Origin of the sequence: uncultured Aquabacterium sp. (assembly GCF_947366995.1) — a bacterium.
Classification (GTDB): Bacteria; Pseudomonadota; Gammaproteobacteria; order Burkholderiales; family Burkholderiaceae_C; genus Aquabacterium.
In genome coordinates, this window is the sequence record NZ_CANBCC010000030.1 from 25,876 (window position 1) to 43,705 (window position 17,830).

The following is a 17,830-nucleotide window of genomic DNA, read 5'->3' on the forward strand; positions in this document are numbered from 1 at the left end:
CTGCGCCGGCCGGGAGAGGGTGTGGTTAAATTGTAGCTTTCCCTGAAAAAGCCGCGACTTGAGCGCGGTCTGTGTCGACTTGCCGCTTTTGCGGCCGCGTCCGGCAGGGAGAGACCCCGCTGAGCCCCCACGCACTCCCACGGAGCCTGTTTTGAAGCCGATCGCCAAATCCAGCAAGCTTGCCAACGTCTGCTACGACATCCGTGGGCCCGTGCTGGACAAGGCGCGCCAGATGGAAGAAGACGGGCACAAGATCATCAAGCTCAACATCGGCAATCTGGCCGTGTTCGGGCTGGAGCCGCCCGACGAGATCGTGCAGGACATGATCCGCAACCTGTCGGGCGCCGCGGGCTACACCGACAGCAAGGGCCTGTTCGCGCCGCGCAAGTCGGTGGTGCACTACTGTCAGGAAAAGGGCATCAAGGGCGTCACGGTCGACGACGTCTACCTGGGCAACGGCGCCTCCGAGCTCATCGTGATGGCGCTCAATGCGCTGCTGAATGAAGACGACGAGGTGCTGCTGCCGGCGCCCGATTACCCGCTCTACACCGCGGCCGTGTCGCTGTCGGGCGGCCGTCCGGTGCACTACCTGTGCGACGAGCAGTCGGACTGGTACCCCGACATCGCCGACATCCGCGCCAAGATCACGCCCAAGACCAAGGCCATCGTCGTCATCAACCCGAACAACCCCACGGGCGCCCTCTACCCTGAGAGCCTGCTGAAAGAGATCATCCAGGTCGCGCGCGAGCACCAGCTCATCGTGATGGCCGACGAGATCTATGACAAGACGCTGTACGACGGCGCCGTGCACACCTCGATGGCCTCGCTGGCCGACGACGTGCTGTTCCTGACCTTCAACGGCCTGAGCAAGAACTACCGCTCTTGCGGCTACCGTGCCGGCTGGATGGTGGTGTCCGGCGAGAAGCGCCATGCCCGCGACTACATCGAGGGCCTGAACATGCTGGCCTCGATGCGCCTGTGCGCCAACACGCCGGGCCAGCTGGCCATCCAGACCGCATTGGGGGGCTACCAGAGCATCAAGGACCTGGTGGCGCCCGGCGGCCGGCTGTGCAAGCAGCGCGATCTGGCCTATGACCTGCTGACCCAGATCCCGGGCGTGAGCGTGGTCAAACCCAAGGGTGCGCTCTACATGTTCCCGCGGCTCGACCCCAAGATGTACCCCATTGCCGACGACCAGCAGTTCGCCTACGAGTTGCTGGCCGAAGAGAAGGTGCTGATCGTGCAGGGCACCGGGTTCAACTGGGCCCACCCGGACCACTTCCGCCTGGTCTTCCTGCCCAACAGCGACGACCTGACCGATGCCGTGGGCCGCATCGCGCGCTTCCTGGATGGTTACCGCAAGCGCTACGCCTGAGGCCGCACCCCTTACCCCTTTGTACCCACCCGCGCCGCCCACGAGGCAGCGCGCAGCGAGAGAAGAGAACGACATGAGCCAAGAACAACTGCGTCCCGTGCGAGTCGGCCTGCTGGGCATCGGCACCGTCGGCGGTGGCACCTTCACCGTGCTGCAGCGCAACCAGGAAGAAATCCGCCGTCGTGCCGGCCGGGGCATCGAGATCACCATGGTGGCCGACCTGAACACCGAGCGCGCCAAGGCCGTCGTCGGTGACGCCGCCAAGGTGGTGGCCGACGCCCGCGAAGTGATCGCGAACCCGGACGTGGACGTGGTGGTCGAGCTGATCGGTGGCTACGGCATCGCCAAGGCGCTGGTGCTGGAAGCCATTGCGGCCGGCAAGCATGTGGTCACCGCCAACAAGGCGCTGCTGGCCGTGCATGGCACCGAGATCTTCGCCGCTGCCCGTGAAAAGGGCGTGATGGTGGCCTTCGAGGCCGCCGTGGCCGGTGGCATCCCCATCATCAAGGCGCTGCGCGAAGGCCTGACGGCCAACCAGATCCAGTGGGTGGCCGGCATCATCAACGGCACCACGAACTTCATCCTGTCCGAGATGCGTGACAAGGGCCTGGACTTCGACGTGGTGCTGAAAGAAGCCCAGCGTCTGGGCTACGCCGAAGCCGACCCGACCTTCGACATCGAAGGCGTGGACGCCGCCCACAAGGCCACGATCATGAGCGCCATCGCCTTCGGCGTGCCGGTGCAGTTCGACAAGGCCCATGTGGAAGGCATCACCAAGCTGTCGGCCACCGACATCAAGTACGCCGAGCAGCTGGGCTATCGCATCAAGCTGCTGGGCATCGCCCGCCGCCAGGCTGAGGGCATCGAGCTGCGCACCCACCCGACGCTGGTGCCGATGCGCCGCCTGATCGCCAATGTGGAAGGCGCCATGAACGCCGTGATGGTGCAGGGCGATGCCGTGGGCACCACCATGTACTACGGCAAGGGTGCCGGCTCCGAGCCGACCGCCTCGGCCGTGGTGGCCGACCTGGTCGACATCGCCCGTCAGGTTCAGGCGCCCGCTGCCTCGCGCGTGCCGGCGCTGGCCTTCCAGCCCGATGCGCTGTCCAGCCTGCCCATCCTGCCGATCGAGCAGGTGGTCACCTCGTTCTACCTGCGCCTGCGCGTGGCCGACCAGACCGGCGTGCTGGCCCGCATCACGAGCATCCTGGCCGAGCAGGGCATCAGCATCGACGCGGTGCTGCAGCGCGAGGCCGATGAAGTGAGCGGCGAGGGCGGCAACCAGACCGACCTCATCATCCTCACGCACGACACCAAGGAAGGCGCGATGAACACCGCGCTGGCTGCGATGCAGGCCCTGCCGACCGTGCTCGCCCCGATCGTCAAGCTGCGCAAGGAAGAGTTGGCATGAAATACATCAGCACCCGCGGTGACCAGACGCAGCGCGGCTTCTCGGAGATCCTGCTGGAAGGCCTGGCTCCGGACGGCGGCCTGTACCTGCCGGTGGCCTACCCGAAGGTCGACGACGCGCTGCTTTCGAAGTGGCGCGGCCTGTCGTATGCCGAGCTGGCCTTTGAGATCCTGTCGCTCTACATCGACGACATCCCGGCGGCCGACCTGAAGGCCCTGACGGCCAAGACCTACACCAAGGCGGTGTACGGGTTTGACGAGATCACGCCGCTCAAGCCGCTTGAGCCCGGTCTGGCGCTCGAAGCCTTGTCCAACGGCCCGACGCTGGCCTTCAAGGACATGGCCATGCAGCTGCTGGGCAACCTGTTCGAATACGAACTGGGGCGCCGTGGCGAGCAGCTCAACATCCTGGGCGCGACCTCGGGCGACACTGGCAGCGCGGCCGAATACGCCATGCGCGGCAAGAAGGGCGTGCGCGTGTTCATGCTGAGCCCCAACGGCCGCATGAGCCCCTTCCAGCAGGCCCAGATGTTCAGCCTGCAGGACCCGAACATCCACAACCTGGCGGTGGAAGGCGTGTTCGACGACGCGCAGGACATTGTCAAGGCGGTCTCGAACGACCTCGAGTTCAAGCGCAAGTACAAGATCGGCACGGTCAACTCGATCAACTGGGCCCGCCTGCTGGCCCAGGTCGTGTACTACTTCGCCGGCTACTTCTACGCCACCAAATCGAATGCCGAGAAGGTCAGCTTCACGGTGCCTTCGGGCAACTTCGGCAACGTCTGCGCCGGCCATGTCGCGCGCATGATGGGCCTGCCCGTCGAGAAGCTCGTGGTGGCCACGAACGAGAACAACGTGCTCGACGAGTTCTTCCGCACCGGCACCTACCGCGTGCGTGGCTCGTCCGAAACGTACGAGACCTCGTCGCCCTCGATGGACATCTCCAAGGCCTCGAACTTCGAGCGATTCGTGTTCGACCTGCTGGGCCGCGACGGCGCCCGCGTGAAGGCCCTGTTCAAGGACGAGGTCGAGCAGCGCGGGGTGTTCACGCTCACGGCGGAAGAGTTCGCCCGTGTGCCGGGGTACGGCTTCGTGTCCGGCACCAGCACGCACGCCAACCGCCTTGCCACCATCAAGGACACCTTCGAGCGCTTCGGCATCATGATCGACACCCACACGGCCGATGGCCTGAAGGTGGCGCGTGAGCACGTCTCGGCTGGCGTGCCGATGCTGGTGCTGGAGACGGCCTTGCCGGCCAAGTTCGCCGAAACCATCGTGGAAGCCACGGGCCGTCAGCCCGAGCGCCCGAGCTGGATCCAGGGCCTCGACGGCCTCGAAGACCTGCCCAAGCGCTTCGTGGTGGTGCCCAAGAGCACGCAGGCGGTCAAGGACTACATCGTCCAGCACTGCCAGGACTGAGGCTGGTCTGTCGCTCCTCGAAAGCCTGCCTCCGTGCAGGCTTTTTTCATGGGGAAGACGGGACTCAGCTCGCCAGCCTTCGGGCGCGCTCGAACAGCACGTTGCGCTCCAGGTAGATGTGTTCCATGAGGTCTTCCTTGAACCGGCGCAGCGCGGCGCAGAGCGTTCGCCATTCGGGCGATCCGTCGTCGGGCGGCGTGAAGCCATGCGTGAGCCGATCAAGTTGCGCCAGGGCGGCGGCGTGGCCTTCGTGCACCTTCTGCATGGCGCCCATGGCGGCCTGCGCTTGCTGTGCTTCTCCATCGGCGAGCAGCGGGAACAGGCTCTCCTCTTCCAGCTGCATGTGCTGCGCGAGCGCGGTGCCCAGCCCGTCGAGCACTGAAACCAGGCCGCGTGGGCAGGCCGGGTGGTCGGCATGCGCGGCCTCCACATGTCGGGCCAGACGCATCAATTCCGGTAGCTGGACGCGGTGGTGCCCGTGGTAGCGCTCGAGCAGGTGCTCCACCAGGGCTGGCGTGCTGGCCCTCGCCCAGTTCACCTGCGTGCGAGCGGCCTGTTTGATGGCTTCCAGTTCGGCTTCGATCACGGCAAGGTCGAGGCCTCTCGCCTGCGCCGCAGCCCGCAACGTCTGGTCGGCTTCAGTGCAGAAATCAAGGTTGTGCAGATGAAAAACCCGGGTCGCACCCGGAATGGCGCGGGCCAGGGTGCCCAGGGCCAGGTCAGCGTCATGCATGGTGTCCTCACGGTTCAACAGGAATGCACCGATGGTCGGCGCGCACGGGCCGCAGGGTTTTGATGCGGCGCAAGTCCGGGTTGCCGTCTGAGGGGCATGTGCTGCGCCACAATCACGCCGCGTCCACTTTGTGCCGAGGATCTCCGTGCCAGCTGCCTTCCAACCCCTCACTCCGCTCGACGACGCGTGGTCGCGCCTGCAGGCCGCGGTGCAGACACACCTGAGCGCCTGCGTGCTGAAGCCCGAGTCGGTGGCCAGCGTGGACGCCCTGGGACGGGTGCTGGCCCAGGACCTGACCTCGACGGTCGATGTGCCCCCGCTCGACAACAGCGCCATGGATGGCTATGCAGTGCATGCGGCGGACCTGACGGCCCTGGCGCAGCCGGGCGGCGTGCTGGCCGTGGCGCAGCGGATTGCCGCTGGGCAGGTGGGCGTCACGCTCGCGCCCGGGCAGACCGCGCGCATCTTCACCGGGGCACCGGTGCCCGCGGGAACGGGTGCCGTGGTGATGCAGGAGCACACCGAGCCGGCCGGCGAGGGAGCCGTGCGCTTCACCCAGCCCGTGCAGGCGGGGCAGAACATCCGGCGCCGTGGCGAGGACATCGGGTGCGGGCAGACCGTGCTGTCGGCGGGGCAGCGGCTCACCGCTGCGGGCCTCGGCGTGGCGGCCTCGGTCGGCGCGGCCCGCCTTCCGGTGTTTGCCCGCCCGCGTCTCGGGGTGCTAACGACGGGCAACGAACTCGTGATGCCCGGCGAGCCGCTGCCGCCAGGCGCCATTTACAACAGCAACCGGCACACCTTGATGGGCCTGGCGCAGGGATGCGGGGCCGTGGTGAGCGACCTGGGCATCGTGCCCGATCAGCTGGACGCCACGCGTGCGGCGCTGCGTGCGGCAGCGGCCACCCATGACCTGATCATCACCAGCGGTGGCGTGTCCGTGGGCGAGGAGGACCACCTGCGGGCGGCGGTGCAGGCCGAGGGCGAGCTCGCGTTCTGGGCCCTGGCAATCAAGCCGGGCAAACCTTTCGTGTTTGGCCGGCTGCGCCGGGCTGATGGCACCCACGCGCTGTACATGGGGCTGCCGGGCAACCCCGTGGCCAGCTATGTGACCTTTCTGTTGCTCGTGCGACCGGTGCTGAGCCGCCTGGCCGGTGAGGGGTGGCACCTGCCTCGACCGCTGATGCTGCCGGCCGGTTTTGCCTGGCCGAAGGCCGACAAGCGCCGCGAGTTCTTGCGCGCCCGGCTGGGCGACGATGGGCGGCCCGTGCTGCACCCGCACCAGGGCTCCGGCGTGTTGAGTTCGGCAGCGTGGGCGGATGGCCTGGTCGACCTGGCGCCGGGCCAGACCGTGCTGCCGGGGGACCCGGTGCCGTGGCTACCCTTGGCCGAGCTGTTGCAGCCCGCGATGGCGAGCCGCCAGGGTTGATCGGCACGCTGTTCTGCGAAGATGCCACCATGCGCACAGAAGTTTCGTTCGCCTTTCTTTCTCTGATTACCACAAGGTAAGCCCATGTCCACGCCAACCACCTGGCAGGACATGCTGTCCTGCGTCACCGTCGGCACCGATGACTTCGACCTCAGCACCGAGGTGGCCCGCCTGCGCGCGGGAGACCTGGGCGTGGGCGCCGTGGCGAGCTTTGTCGGCACGGTACGCGAATGGGTGCATGAGTCTGGCGACGCAACACCTTCTGCCGCCCCTCACGAGGCCACCTCGCAGCCCGTCATGTCGCTCGAGCACTATCCCGGCATGACGGAACGCAGCATCGCCGAGTTGATTGTCAGCGCCCGCGCGCGGTTTGACGTGAGGGGCGTGCGGGTCATCCACCGCGTGGGGCCACTGGCGCTGGGCGACCAGATCGTGCTGGTGGCGGTGAGTTCCGCGCACCGCGGCGACGCCTTTGCCTGCTGCGCCTTCCTGATGGACTGGCTGAAGACGCGGGCCCCGTTCTGGAAGAAGGAAATCTCGGCGCAGGGCAGCCGTTGGGTGGAAGCCCGTGCCAGCGACGACGCTGCGGCGGCGCGCTGGTCTGGCTCCGACGCACACGGAGACCCTGCATGAGCTTTTATGCCTGGCAAGCCTTGGCGGTCGCCGGTGGCGCGGTGGTGGGGGCCTGGCTGCGCTGGCTTGCTGCGCTGTGGCTGAACCCACTGTGGGCGGGCTTTCCGCTGGGCACGCTGTTCGTCAACCTAGTCGGTGGCTTTCTGGCCGGCCTGGCGTTCGTGTTCTTTGGGCGCGTGTCGAATGAAACACTGCGGCTGCTGATCGTGACTGGTGGGCTCGGCGGGCTGACGACGTTCTCCAGCTTCTCGGCCGAGTCGCTGGCGCTGATCGAGAAGGGGCGGCCGGAGGTCGCCATGGCGCACACGGCCGCGCACGTGCTGGGCGCACTGGGCTGCGCCTTCGTGGGCGCGCGGCTGGCGCGCCACTGGTGGGCCTGAGCCATGGGCGCGATTGATGTCTACACCAGCTACGTTGCGGCGGGCGCCGGGGCGCTGGTGGGCTTCGGGCTTGTTTCGCTCGTCCGGACCGACCAGCCGCGCATACGGCAGGCCCTGAACCTCTACCGCTGGGCGTTCGCCTGCCTGGGCACGCTGGCGGGTCTGCCCCTGATGCCGGACGCCGCGCGCGCAAGCTACCTGCAACTCGGCATCGGTTTCGTGGGCATGGGGGTGGCCTTGCTGGCCTGGGCCTTCCGGCAACTCAACGGGCGCCGCACTTCCCCCGTCGCGGGGACGGTGCTGACGCTCATCACCGGAGCGGTCCTCTGGGCCGGCGCGTGGGCGGGCGACCGACACTTCGTGCTGACGATCGGCTGGGTGTTCACGGTCCTCAGCGTGGGCCTGGCTGTCGAGCAAGGTTGGCTGATCCTGCGCAGTCCGAGGGTGAGTGGTGCCGAAATGTCGTTGCTTGGCGTGGCTGCCGGTTTTGCGCTGAACTGGGTGGTGGTGCTCAACCATGCCCTCACCGTGCCGGGGCCTTATCCCGCGCACTGGCTGCATGCGCCCGCGTGGCTGCTGCCGTGGTCGGGCCTGGCCATCGCCATCCTGCCGCTGGTGGTGGCCGCGGTCGTCTTTGCCATCGTCAACGAGCGGCTCAGTGCCCAGCTTCGTGCGCGGGCCCTGTCCGACGACCTGACGGGAACCTTGTCGCGGCGCGGCCTGCGCGAACTGGGTGAACGCATGCTGGCCTTGCAACTCAAGCCACCTCGCGCCACGGCGGTGCTGATGATCGATGTCGATCATTTCAAGGCCATCAACGACCTGCACGGGCACCTGCTCGGTGACGAGGTGCTGCGCCACTTGGCCCAGGTGTTGCGCGACCATCTGCGGGAGGACGCCTTGCTGGCCCGTTACGGTGGGGAGGAGTTCACCGTGCTGCTGCCGGTGAAGCTGGAAAGCGAGGCGTTGCGCGTGGCCGAGCGGCTGCGCCGGGTCGTCGAGGGCACACCGTGCAAGGCCCGCGGCGTGTCGGTGAGCGTCACTGTCAGCATCGGGGTGGCCTACCACGGCCGCGGCGAGTCGCTCGACGAGGGCCTGGCCCGAGCCGACGCCAGCCTGTACGAGGCCAAGCGGCTGGGCCGCAACCGGGTCGTCTGTCTGCCGCCACCCGCTTGACCGACGTCAAGTTGCGGCACTCTCGAAGGCCGGTCGGCGCAGCAGGGGGCTTGAAATGCGGCGTGTCTGCCCACACTCTTGGACGCATCGGCACCGATGCCCGGTGCCCCAGGAGTACCCATGCGACTCGACAAACTCACCACCAAATTTCAGGAAGCGCTGACGGAGGCCCAGAGCCTGGCCGTCACCCGAGACAACCCCTACATCGAGCCGGCCCACATCCTGCTCGCCATGCTGCGCCAGGAAGAGGGCCCCAAGGCCCTGCTCGAACGCGCCGGTGTGAAAGTGCAGCCCCTGGCGGCCGCACTCGAAAAGCAGATCGACAAGCTGCCACAGGTGCAGGGCGCCGACCAGGTTCAGGCCGGCCGCGACACCGTCAGCCTGCTGCAGGGCGCCGAGAAGGAAGCGCACAAGGCCGGCGACCCCTACATCGCCAGCGAGATGTTCCTGCTGGCGCTGACCGACCACAAGGGCGACACCGCCGTGCTGGCGCGCGACCACGGTCTCACCCGCAAATCGCTCGAGACCGCCGTCAAGGCCGTCCGTGGAGACCAGAAAGTGGACAACCCTGAAGCCGAAGGCCAGCGCGAAGCGCTGAAGAAGTACACGCTGGACCTGACCGAGCGCGCGCGGCAGGGCAAGCTCGACCCGGTCATCGGCCGCGACGAAGAAATCCGCCGCGCCATCCAGGTGCTGCAGCGCCGCTCCAAGAACAACCCCGTGCTCATCGGGGAGCCCGGCGTGGGCAAGACCGCCATCGTCGAAGGCCTGGCCCAGCGCATCGTGGCCGGCGAGGTGCCCGATTCGCTCAAGAACAAGCGCGTGCTGGTGCTCGACATGGCCCTGCTGCTGGCCGGTGCCAAGTACCGCGGTGACTTCGAGGAACGCCTGAAGGGTGTGCTCAAGGAGGTGGCCAAGGACGAGGGCCAGACCATCATGTTCATCGACGAGATCCACACCATGGTCGGTGCGGGCAAGGCCGATGGCGCGATGGACGCCGGCAACATGCTCAAGCCCGCCCTGGCGCGCGGCGAGCTGCACTGCATCGGCGCGACCACGCTCGACGAATACCGCAAGTACATCGAGAAGGACGCCGCGCTCGAGCGCCGCTTCCAGAAGATCCTCGTGGGCGAACCCACCGTCGAGGCCACCATCGCCATCCTGCGCGGCCTGCAGGAGAAGTACGAGGTGCACCACGGCGTCGAGATCACCGACCCGGCCATCGTGGCCGCGGCCGAGCTGTCCAACCGCTACATCACCGACCGCTTCCTGCCCGACAAGGCCATCGACCTGATCGACGAGGCCGCCGCCAAGATCAAGATCGAGATCGACTCCAAGCCCGAGGCGCTCGACCGCCTCGACCGCCGCCTCATCCAGCTCAAGATCGAGCGCGAAGCCGTCAAGCGCGAGCGCGACGAGGCCTCTCAGAAGCGCTTCGAGCTGATCAACGAAGAGATCACCCGCCTGCAGAAGGAATACGCTGACCTGGAAGACGTCTGGAAGGCCGAGAAGGCCCAGGCGCAGGGTTCGGCAACGGTCAAGGAAGAGATCGACAAGATCCGCTTTCAGATCGAGGAGTTCAAGCGCAAGGGCGATTTCAACAAGGTGGCCGAGCTGCAGTATGGCAAGCTGCCTGAGTTGGAGAAGCGCCTGAAGGATGCGCAGGAAAAGGAATCCGCCAAGGGCAAGGCGGGCGAGCGTCCACAGCTGCTGCGTACCCAGGTGGGGGCCGAAGAGATTGCCGAGGTCGTGGCACGTGCCACCGGCATTCCGGTGTCCAAGCTGATGCAGGGGGAGCGCGACAAGCTGCTGGCGATGGAGGACAAGCTGCACGAGCGCGTGGTGGGTCAGGACGAGGCCATCGTCGCGGTCTCCGACGCCATCCGCCGCTCGCGTGCTGGTCTGTCTGACCCGAACCGCCCATACGGCTCCTTCCTGTTCCTCGGCCCCACCGGCGTCGGCAAGACCGAGCTGTGCAAGGCGCTGGCCGGCTTCCTGTTCGACAGCGAAGACCACCTCATCCGCATCGACATGAGCGAGTTCATGGAGAAGCACTCGGTCAGCCGCCTCATCGGCGCGCCTCCGGGTTATGTGGGTTACGAAGAGGGCGGCACGCTGACCGAGGCCGTGCGCCGCAAGCCCTACAGCGTGGTGCTGCTCGATGAGGTCGAGAAGGCCCACCCGGACGTCTTCAACGTGCTGCTTCAGGTGCTGGACGACGGCCGCCTGACCGATGGCCAGGGCCGCACCGTCGACTTCAAGAACACCGTCATCGTGATGACCTCGAACCTGGGCTCGCACCACATCATGCAGATGGCCGGTCAGCCCGCCGAGGACATCAAGGACGCGGTGTGGGTCGAGGTCAAGCAGCACTTCCGCCCCGAGTTCCTCAACCGCATCGACGAGGTTGTGGTGTTCCACGCGCTCGACCAGGCGCACATCGAATCGATCGCCAAGATCCAGCTCAAGGGCCTGGAAGGGCGCATCGCGCAGATGGACATGAAGCTTGAAGTCAGCCAGGCAGCCTTGGTCGAACTGGCCAAGGTGGGCTTCGATCCGGTGTTCGGTGCGCGGCCGCTCAAGCGGGCGATCCAGCAGCGTATCGAGAACCCGGTGGCCAAGCTGATCCTGAAGGGCCAGTTCGGTCCGAAGGACGTCATCCCGGTGGACGTGGACAGCACGGGCGAGTTCAGTTTCGCGCGCACGGTCCACTAACGGGCCCGTCTCGTGATCAACCGGAGGCCGCCTTCGGGCGGCCTCTTGACGTTTTGTGTGATCGGTTTGTCTCCAGCACCACCGCATTGAGCCCGAGGGGCGCTGCGCTTGCGTCTGCCCGTATGCTTGCGACATGGTCCCGTCCTCTTCCTTGCCAACCGGTTCGGCACTGGCTCAGCCCGGCGCCGATGTGCTGTCACGCCTCATCAACCTCTCGGGTCGACAGCGGATGCTCTCGCAGCGGCTGACACTCTTCATCGTGCTGGCCGGGCAGGGCCAGGCCGACGCCATTCAAGCTGGCGAGGAGGTCTTGCAGCAGCTGGCGACCAGCCAGCGCCGCCTGGTGGAAGGGGGCGACGGGTTTCCGGGCCTGTTCAGCGAGCACCTTCGGCTGGTCTTCGATGGCCCCACCCAGGCGCGGCAGCGCATCCAGTCTTTCGTCGGGCTGGCCGAACAGATCCTCCGCAGTCTGCGTCAGGGCGTGCCTTTGGAGCCCGCCGTGCAGGCTGGGCTGGTGGAGACGGCCAGTTCCGTACTGAGTCTGTTCAACCTCGTTACCCAGGCCTTCGAGCAGGAGGCCCAGAGACTGGCGCGCAACCAGGAGCAACAGCGGGATCAGTTGGGCGCCACTGTGCGAACACTGGCGCACGAAGCCCGGCAGTTGCTGTACGACACTCGTTCTGCATCGCGAGCGTCGCCGTCGGGAAATTGGCAGGAACTGGCGGGACGAATGGAGGCCCTGACGGACGAGATGGACCGTCTTGCACGTGCTGTGACTCTGCTGGGCTGAGGGGCCCCCAGTCCATCCTGGTGATCCGTGCCGATGCCAGCGTGTTTGCCGAAGCACTGAACCCGCAGGCCTGCAGCTACTACTGGTGCAATAGCACCGAGTCGGCCAGCGCGTCGGCTTCGATGTCCCTGAGCTACAGCAATGGTGGGGCGCTGGGCTCGGTGTCGTACAACTACAGCGACAGCGTGTCGGTCAGCGCCACCGCGCGCGGCTCGTATACCGAGTCGGTCTTCGCGGGCTACCGTGACGTCTACGGTTATGGCTACGACTGCAATTACTACCGGTACTACTGCCAGCCGGTGTACGAGAGCGTTGTGCGCCCCGCCTTCGAGCAATCGAACAGCGACAGCCGCTCCTTCGTTGCGGTGTTCATGAACACCTCGAGCAGCAATGTGACCGCCTCGTTTTCGCTGAACGTCAGCACCAGTGGCTCCGCTTCCACGCCGTTCGCGCCGGCGGCATCTCTCGGCGCACCGCTGCCTGCAGTGCCCGAGCCGGGCACCTGGGGCCTGCTGGCTGCCGGCGCGCTGACGGTCGGTTCGCTGAACCTCCGTCGCCGTCGCCAGGACTGAGCGCCAGCGATTGCGGCGATCGGCCGCATCACGGCCGCGGCGGCAGTCGCCACGTCTGCCCCACGGCCATCACCCGAAATGCCTCGGCAGGCAGGCCTGCGGCGTGCAGGGCGGCCGCCAGCGCCCGAGGCGGCTCGTCCAGCGCCTCGTCGGTCAACTGGAACGTACCCCAGTGCACGGCCAGGGCGCGCTTGCATGCCAGGTCCTCGAAGATCTGCACCGATTCCTTCGGGTTCACGTGCTGGTCCTTCATGAACCAGCGCGGTTCATAGGCGCCAATGGGCAACAGCGCCAGATCAAAACCGCCGCCTTGCTCCGGTGTGTGTTCGCGCGCAAAGTGCTGGCGTATGTCCACGAAGTCCCTTGAGTAGGCCGTGTCGCCCGCAAAGAACAGGTGACAGTCCGGCGACAGCACCGCAAACCCGCCCCACAGGCTGCGCAGCGCGTCCCTCGTGGTGCGGGCTGACCAGTGCTGCGCGGGCGTCAGCACCACCGGCACGCGGTGGTTGCGCGCAGACGCCTCGACCACATGGCGATCCCACCAGTCCAGTTCCACCACGCGGTGCAGCCCCCAACGGTTCAGCCAGTGCCGGTGCGCCAGCGGGCAGATCACCAGTGGCGCGCCTCCTGGCTGCTGCGCCAGCGCCCGCATCGAGCCCTCGTCGAGGTGGTCATAGTGGTTGTGAGACAGCAGCACAAGGTCGATGTGCGGTAACTGTGCGAGTGTGAGTCCGGGGGGCGTGTGTCGGCGCGGGCCCGCCCACTGCACTGGAAAACAGCGCTCAGAAAACACCGGGTCCGTCAGGATGTTGAGGCCGCCGATCTGCAGCAGCACGGTGATGTGCCCGATCCATGTCGCGGCGGGCTGCATTTCCAGGCCTGCCCGGGCATTGCCGTGGATGAATGCCAGTTCCGGGGCCACCACGGGAATGGGTTCTTGCAGCGGCTTTGGCAAGCCGGCCCGCCACGCCTGCCATCGCCAGCGCAGCACTTCGTGCCAGCGCTTGCCGCGAAAGGAAGCGTGGTTGTTCTGGAACCCGTTCGGTCGGTGATGTCGCTTCGCCGGGTTGTAATGCGGGTTCTTCATGGTCCGAAAGGCTAGCGTACTGCGCCCACGGCGTACCCGGCCCAGCCACGAAAAAGCCCCGAGGCCGCGGGGGCGTCGGGGCTGGTGAGGGGGGGCGCTGTCGCCCGGCAATCAGGCGACGCTGACCGGGATCTTGCCGATCTTGGCCTGCCAGACCTTCGGGCCCTCGATGTGGGCACTGGTGCCGCCGGCATCGACGGCCACCGTCACCGGCATGTCGACCACGTCGAACTCGTAGATCGCTTCCATGCCCAGGTCTTCAAAGCCGACCACCTTGGCGGCCTTGATCGCCTTGGACACGAGGTAGGCCGAGCCGCCCACGGCCATCAGGTAGGCTGACTTGTGCTTCTTGATCGACTCGATGGCGGTGGGGCCGCGCTCGGCTTTGCCCACCATGGCAATCAGGCCGGTCTGCTCCAGCATCATGTCGGTGAACTTGTCCATGCGGGTGGCGGTGGTGGGGCCTGCGGGGCCGACCACTTCGTCGCGCACCGGGTCGACCGGGCCCACGTAGTAGATCACGCGGTTGGTGAAGTCCACCGGCAGCTTCTCGCCCTTGGCCAGCATGTCCTGGATGCGCTTGTGCGCGGCGTCGCGGCCGGTCAGCATCTTGCCGTTGAGCAGCAGGGTGTCGCCCGGCTTCCAGCTGGCCACTTCGGCCGGCGTCAGCGTGTTCAGGTCGACGCGCTTGCTCTTGTTGTAGTCAGGCGCCCAGTGCACGTTCGGCCACAGATCCAGGCTCGGCGGATCCAGGTAGACCGGGCCTGAGCCGTCCATCACGAAGTGGGCGTGGCGGGTGGCCGCGCAGTTCGGGATCATGGCGATGGGCTTGGAGGCCGCGTGCGTCGGGTAGGTCTTGATCTTGACGTCGAGCACCGTGGTCAGGCCACCCAGGCCTTGCGCGCCGATGCCCAGGGCATTGACCTTCTCGTACAGCTCGATGCGCAGCTCTTCCAGCTTGTTCTGCGGACCGCGCTGCAGCAGCTCGTACATGTCGATGTCGTCCATCAGCGACTCTTTCGCCAGCAGCGCAGCCTTCTCGGCCGTACCACCGACGCCGATGCCCAGCATGCCCGGCGGGCACCAGCCGGCGCCCATCGTCGGCACGGTCTTCAGCACCCAGTCGACGATGTTGTCGGACGGGTTGAGCATGTAGACCTTGGACTTGTTCTCCGAGCCACCGCCCTTGGCGGCCACGGTCACGTCGACCTTGTCGCCCGGCACCAGCTCCATGAACACCACGGCCGGGGTGTTGTCCTTGGTGTTCTTGCGCTCGAAGATCGGGTCGCTCAGCACCGAGGCACGCAGCTTGTTGTCAGGGTTGTTGTAGCCACGGCGCACGCCTTCATCGACGGCGTCCTGAATGCTGCGGTTGCCGAAACCTTCCCACTTCACGCCCATCCCGATCTTCAGGAAGACGTTGACGATGCCGGTGTCCTGGCAGATCGGGCGCTTGCCCTCGGCGCACATGCGCGAGTTCGTCAGGATCTGCGCGATCGCGTCCTTGGCCGCCGGGCTTTCCTCGCGCTCATAGGCGCGGGCCAGGTGAGCGATGTAGTCGGCAGGGTGGTAGTACGAGATGTACTGCAGGGCGGCAGCGACGCTTTCAACGAGGTCGTCGTGGCGAATGGTCGTCATGGCAGGGCCTTCTTGGGGCAGATGGACGGATGGGGTGGAGCCCGACATTGTGCCAAGGATGGGCACCGATCGGTCGGGCAGGTGTGCGCACTTCGGCTCAGTGGTGGGCTGGCGGGTGCAGCAGACGGTCGGTGTAGGCAATCGCCATGGCCGAGAACAGGAAGGCCACGTGGATCACCGTCTGGGCGATCAGGACCTTCTCCGAGTAGTTCTCGGCGTTGATGAAGGTCTTGAGCAGGTGAATGGAGCTGATGCCGATGATGGCCGTGGCGAGCTTCACCTTCAGCACCGAGGCATTCACGTGATCCAGCCACTCGGGCTGATCCGGGTGGCCCTCAAGGTTCATGCGCGAGACGAAGGTCTCGTAGCCACCCACGATCACCATGATCAGCAGGTTGGAGATCATCACCACGTCGATGAGCCCGAGGACGACGAGCATGATCGTCGTCTCGGTGAGGTGGGTGGGGGCCGCGCCGGCCTTCTGGCCCGAGGCTTCGAAGATGGCTCGAAGCGCTTCAGGCTGGCCCAGCGCGGCCTCGACGAGGTGCACGAGCTCGACCCAGAAGTGGAAGACATAGACCGCCTGGGCGAGGATCAGGCCCAGGTAAAGCGGCATCTGGAGCCAGCGGCTGGCGAAGATCAGGCGGGGGACGAAACCGAGCGTCGTCGGTACGGCAGCGGGGGGTTTGGGCATCTGTGTCACTTTGGAGCAGGGATACTACGGAGCAACAAATTGTAGGGAGAGGCGCATGGTTTAGGGAAAGCCAGGGCTTGTCCTGCGCCATGGTATGGCAAGTCCCGGCAATTGATTCAATGACTCAGCGCCCTTGTGGCGCAGGTACCCCAGGAGCCCATCTCATGACTGGCACAAGCACCACCCCCAGCCTCTATCCCGTTCCGGAAGCGTTTGCCAGCAAGGCCCGCGTCGGCAGCCGCGCAGCCTACGATCAACTTGTGGCCGCAGCCGAGGCGGATTACAGCGGTTATTGGGCGAACCACGCCCGCGAGTTGCTGAACTGGCACAAACCGTTTACGAAAACCCTCGATGAAAGCCAGGCGCCTTTCTTCAAATGGTTCGAAGACGGTGAACTGAACGCCTCCTACAACTGCCTGGATCGCCACGTTGAAGCCGGCCTGGGCGATAAGGTCGCGATCATTTTCGAGTCAGACGACGGCGTCGTCTCCAAAGTCACCTACAAGGAACTGCTGTCCCGCGTTTCCCGCCTGGCCAACGTGCTGAAGGCGCAGGGCGTGAAAAAGGGTGACCGCGTCGTCCTGTATCTCCCGATGTCGGTGGACGGCGTGGTGGCCATGCAGGCTTGTGCCCGTATCGGCGCCACGCACTCGGTGGTGTTCGGTGGTTTCTCGGCTCAGTCGCTGCGCGACCGGATCGAGGACGCTGGCGCTGTGCTGGTCATCACCGCCGACGAACAGAAGCGTGGCGGCAAGAGCCTGCCCCTGAAGACCATCGTCGACGAGGCGTTCACTCTGGGTGGCTGCGACAGCGTCAAGCAGGTGCTCGTGGTGCGCCGCACTGGCGGCGATGTGCCCATGATGGCCGGCCGCGACGCCTGGCTCGACGAGCTGACCGCGCAGGCTTCCGACGTGTGCCCGCCGGAGTGGGTGGGCGCCGAGCACCCGCTGTTCCTGCTGTACACCTCCGGTTCGACCGGCAAGCCCAAGGGCGTCCAGCACAGCACCGGCGGCTACCTGCTGCATGCCACGCTGACCACGCAGTGGACCTTCGACCTCCGCCCTGACGACGTCTTCTGGTGCACGGCCGACATCGGCTGGGTGACCGGACACAGCTACGTGGCCTACGGCCCGCTGTCGTGCGGCGGCACTCAGGTCGTCTTCGAAGGCGTGCCCACCTACCCGGATTCGGCCCGCTTCTGGCGCATGATCGAGGCACACAAGGTCTCGATCTTCTACACGGCCCCTACCGCCATCCGTGCGCTGATCAAGGCTGCTGAATCGAACCCGGAAGTGCACCCCAAGCAGTTCGATCTCAGCAGCCTGCGCCTGCTCGGCACCGTAGGTGAGCCGATCAACCCGGCCGCCTGGGAGTGGTACCACCGCGAAATCGGCGGCGGCAAGTGCCCGATCGTCGACACCTTCTGGCAGACCGAAACCGGCGGCCACATGATCACGCCGCTGCCTGGCGCCCATGACCTGGCTCCCGGATCGTGCACGCTGCCGTTCCCCGGCATCGACGCTGCGGTGGTCGACGAAACCGGCAAGGAAGTGCCGTGGGGGCAGGGCGGTGTGCTGGTTGTTCGCAAGCCGTGGCCTTCGATGATCCGCAACATCTGGGGCGATTCCGAGCGTTTCAAGAAGAGCTACTACCCGGCCGATTTCGGTGGCAAGTACTACCTGGCTGGCGACGGCGCGATCCGCGACGCGGAAACCGGTTACTTCACGATCACGGGCCGCATCGACGACGTGCTGAACGTGTCGGGCCACCGCATGGGCACGA

General features: G+C 66.3%; 15 protein-coding genes. 11 read left to right on the forward strand and 4 right to left on the reverse strand.

Going from position 1 to position 17,830, the window contains the following annotated elements; translation table 11 throughout:
• Positions 1-151: 151 nt before the first annotated feature.
• From Q0Z44_RS09840 to thrC, 3 genes are all read left to right on the forward strand, one after another.
• A complete protein-coding gene (locus Q0Z44_RS09840) occupies positions 152-1,375 on the forward strand; it encodes a pyridoxal phosphate-dependent aminotransferase (protein ID WP_294637204.1) in 1,224 nt (407 codons plus the stop codon).
• Positions 1,376-1,463: 88 nt separating this feature from the next.
• On the forward strand, positions 1,464-2,786 hold the full coding sequence (locus tag Q0Z44_RS09845; protein ID WP_298012121.1) for a homoserine dehydrogenase: 1,323 nt from the start codon (positions 1,464-1,466) through the stop codon (positions 2,784-2,786).
• Positions 2,783-4,204 (forward strand): threonine synthase, encoded by a 1,422-nt coding sequence (gene thrC, locus Q0Z44_RS09850; protein ID WP_298012090.1) that lies wholly within the window; start codon positions 2,783-2,785, stop codon positions 4,202-4,204. Before Q0Z44_RS09845 ends, thrC begins: the two co-directional genes overlap by 4 nt.
• A gap of 64 nt (positions 4,205-4,268) precedes the next feature.
• Here the strand turns inward: thrC and Q0Z44_RS09855 are convergent, their stop codons facing one another.
• The gene (locus Q0Z44_RS09855; RefSeq protein ID WP_298012092.1) at positions 4,269-4,937 is read right to left on the reverse strand and encodes a DUF542 domain-containing protein; all 669 of its coding nucleotides are present in this window, start codon (positions 4,935-4,937) and stop codon (positions 4,269-4,271) included.
• Between the two features lie 145 nt (positions 4,938-5,082).
• Between Q0Z44_RS09855 and glp the strand changes: the two genes are divergently transcribed.
• From glp to Q0Z44_RS09890, 7 genes are all read left to right on the forward strand, one after another.
• The gene (gene glp, locus Q0Z44_RS09860) at positions 5,083-6,363 is read left to right on the forward strand and encodes a gephyrin-like molybdotransferase Glp (RefSeq protein WP_298012095.1); all 1,281 of its coding nucleotides are present in this window, start codon (positions 5,083-5,085) and stop codon (positions 6,361-6,363) included.
• Positions 6,364-6,447: 84 nt separating this feature from the next.
• Complete coding sequence (locus Q0Z44_RS09865; RefSeq protein ID WP_298012098.1) at positions 6,448-6,996, forward strand: molybdenum cofactor biosynthesis protein MoaE; 549 nt, start codon at positions 6,448-6,450, stop codon at positions 6,994-6,996.
• On the forward strand, positions 6,993-7,376 hold the full coding sequence (locus Q0Z44_RS09870; RefSeq protein WP_298012100.1) for a CrcB family protein: 384 nt from the start codon (positions 6,993-6,995) through the stop codon (positions 7,374-7,376). Before Q0Z44_RS09865 ends, Q0Z44_RS09870 begins: the two co-directional genes overlap by 4 nt.
• A 3-nt stretch (positions 7,377-7,379) precedes the next feature.
• A complete protein-coding gene (locus tag Q0Z44_RS09875; protein WP_298012102.1) occupies positions 7,380-8,552 on the forward strand; it encodes a diguanylate cyclase in 1,173 nt (390 codons plus the stop codon).
• A gap of 120 nt (positions 8,553-8,672) precedes the next feature.
• Positions 8,673-11,267 carry an ATP-dependent chaperone ClpB gene (gene clpB / locus Q0Z44_RS09880; protein ID WP_298012105.1) on the forward strand — a complete coding sequence of 865 codons (2,595 nt, stop codon included), beginning with the start codon at positions 8,673-8,675 and terminating at the stop codon, positions 11,265-11,267.
• A gap of 133 nt (positions 11,268-11,400) precedes the next feature.
• Positions 11,401-12,057 carry a type IV pili methyl-accepting chemotaxis transducer N-terminal domain-containing protein gene (locus Q0Z44_RS09885; protein ID WP_298012108.1) on the forward strand — a complete coding sequence of 219 codons (657 nt, stop codon included), beginning with the start codon at positions 11,401-11,403 and terminating at the stop codon, positions 12,055-12,057.
• Positions 12,058-12,077: 20 nt separating this feature from the next.
• Positions 12,078-12,629: a PEP-CTERM sorting domain-containing protein gene (locus Q0Z44_RS09890; protein WP_298012110.1), complete on the forward strand. Its 552-nt coding sequence runs from the start codon at positions 12,078-12,080 to the stop codon at positions 12,627-12,629.
• A gap of 28 nt (positions 12,630-12,657) precedes the next feature.
• On the opposite strand, the gene Q0Z44_RS09895 is transcribed toward Q0Z44_RS09890, so the two are convergent.
• The 3 genes from Q0Z44_RS09895 to Q0Z44_RS09905 form a co-directional block, all read right to left on the reverse strand.
• Complete coding sequence (locus Q0Z44_RS09895) at positions 12,658-13,716, reverse strand: MBL fold metallo-hydrolase (protein WP_298012112.1); 1,059 nt, start codon at positions 13,714-13,716, stop codon at positions 12,658-12,660.
• Positions 13,717-13,827: 111 nt separating this feature from the next.
• A complete protein-coding gene (locus Q0Z44_RS09900; protein ID WP_298012114.1) occupies positions 13,828-15,354 on the reverse strand; it encodes a fumarate hydratase in 1,527 nt (508 codons plus the stop codon).
• Between the two features lie 97 nt (positions 15,355-15,451).
• On the reverse strand, positions 15,452-16,048 hold the full coding sequence (locus Q0Z44_RS09905; protein WP_298012116.1) for a TIGR00645 family protein: 597 nt from the start codon (positions 16,046-16,048) through the stop codon (positions 15,452-15,454).
• Between the two features lie 164 nt (positions 16,049-16,212).
• On the opposite strand from Q0Z44_RS09905, the gene acs reads away from it, so the two are divergent.
• On the forward strand, positions 16,213-17,830 hold a 1,618-nt coding region (acs, locus tag Q0Z44_RS09910; protein WP_298012119.1), incomplete at its 3' end, for an acetate--CoA ligase.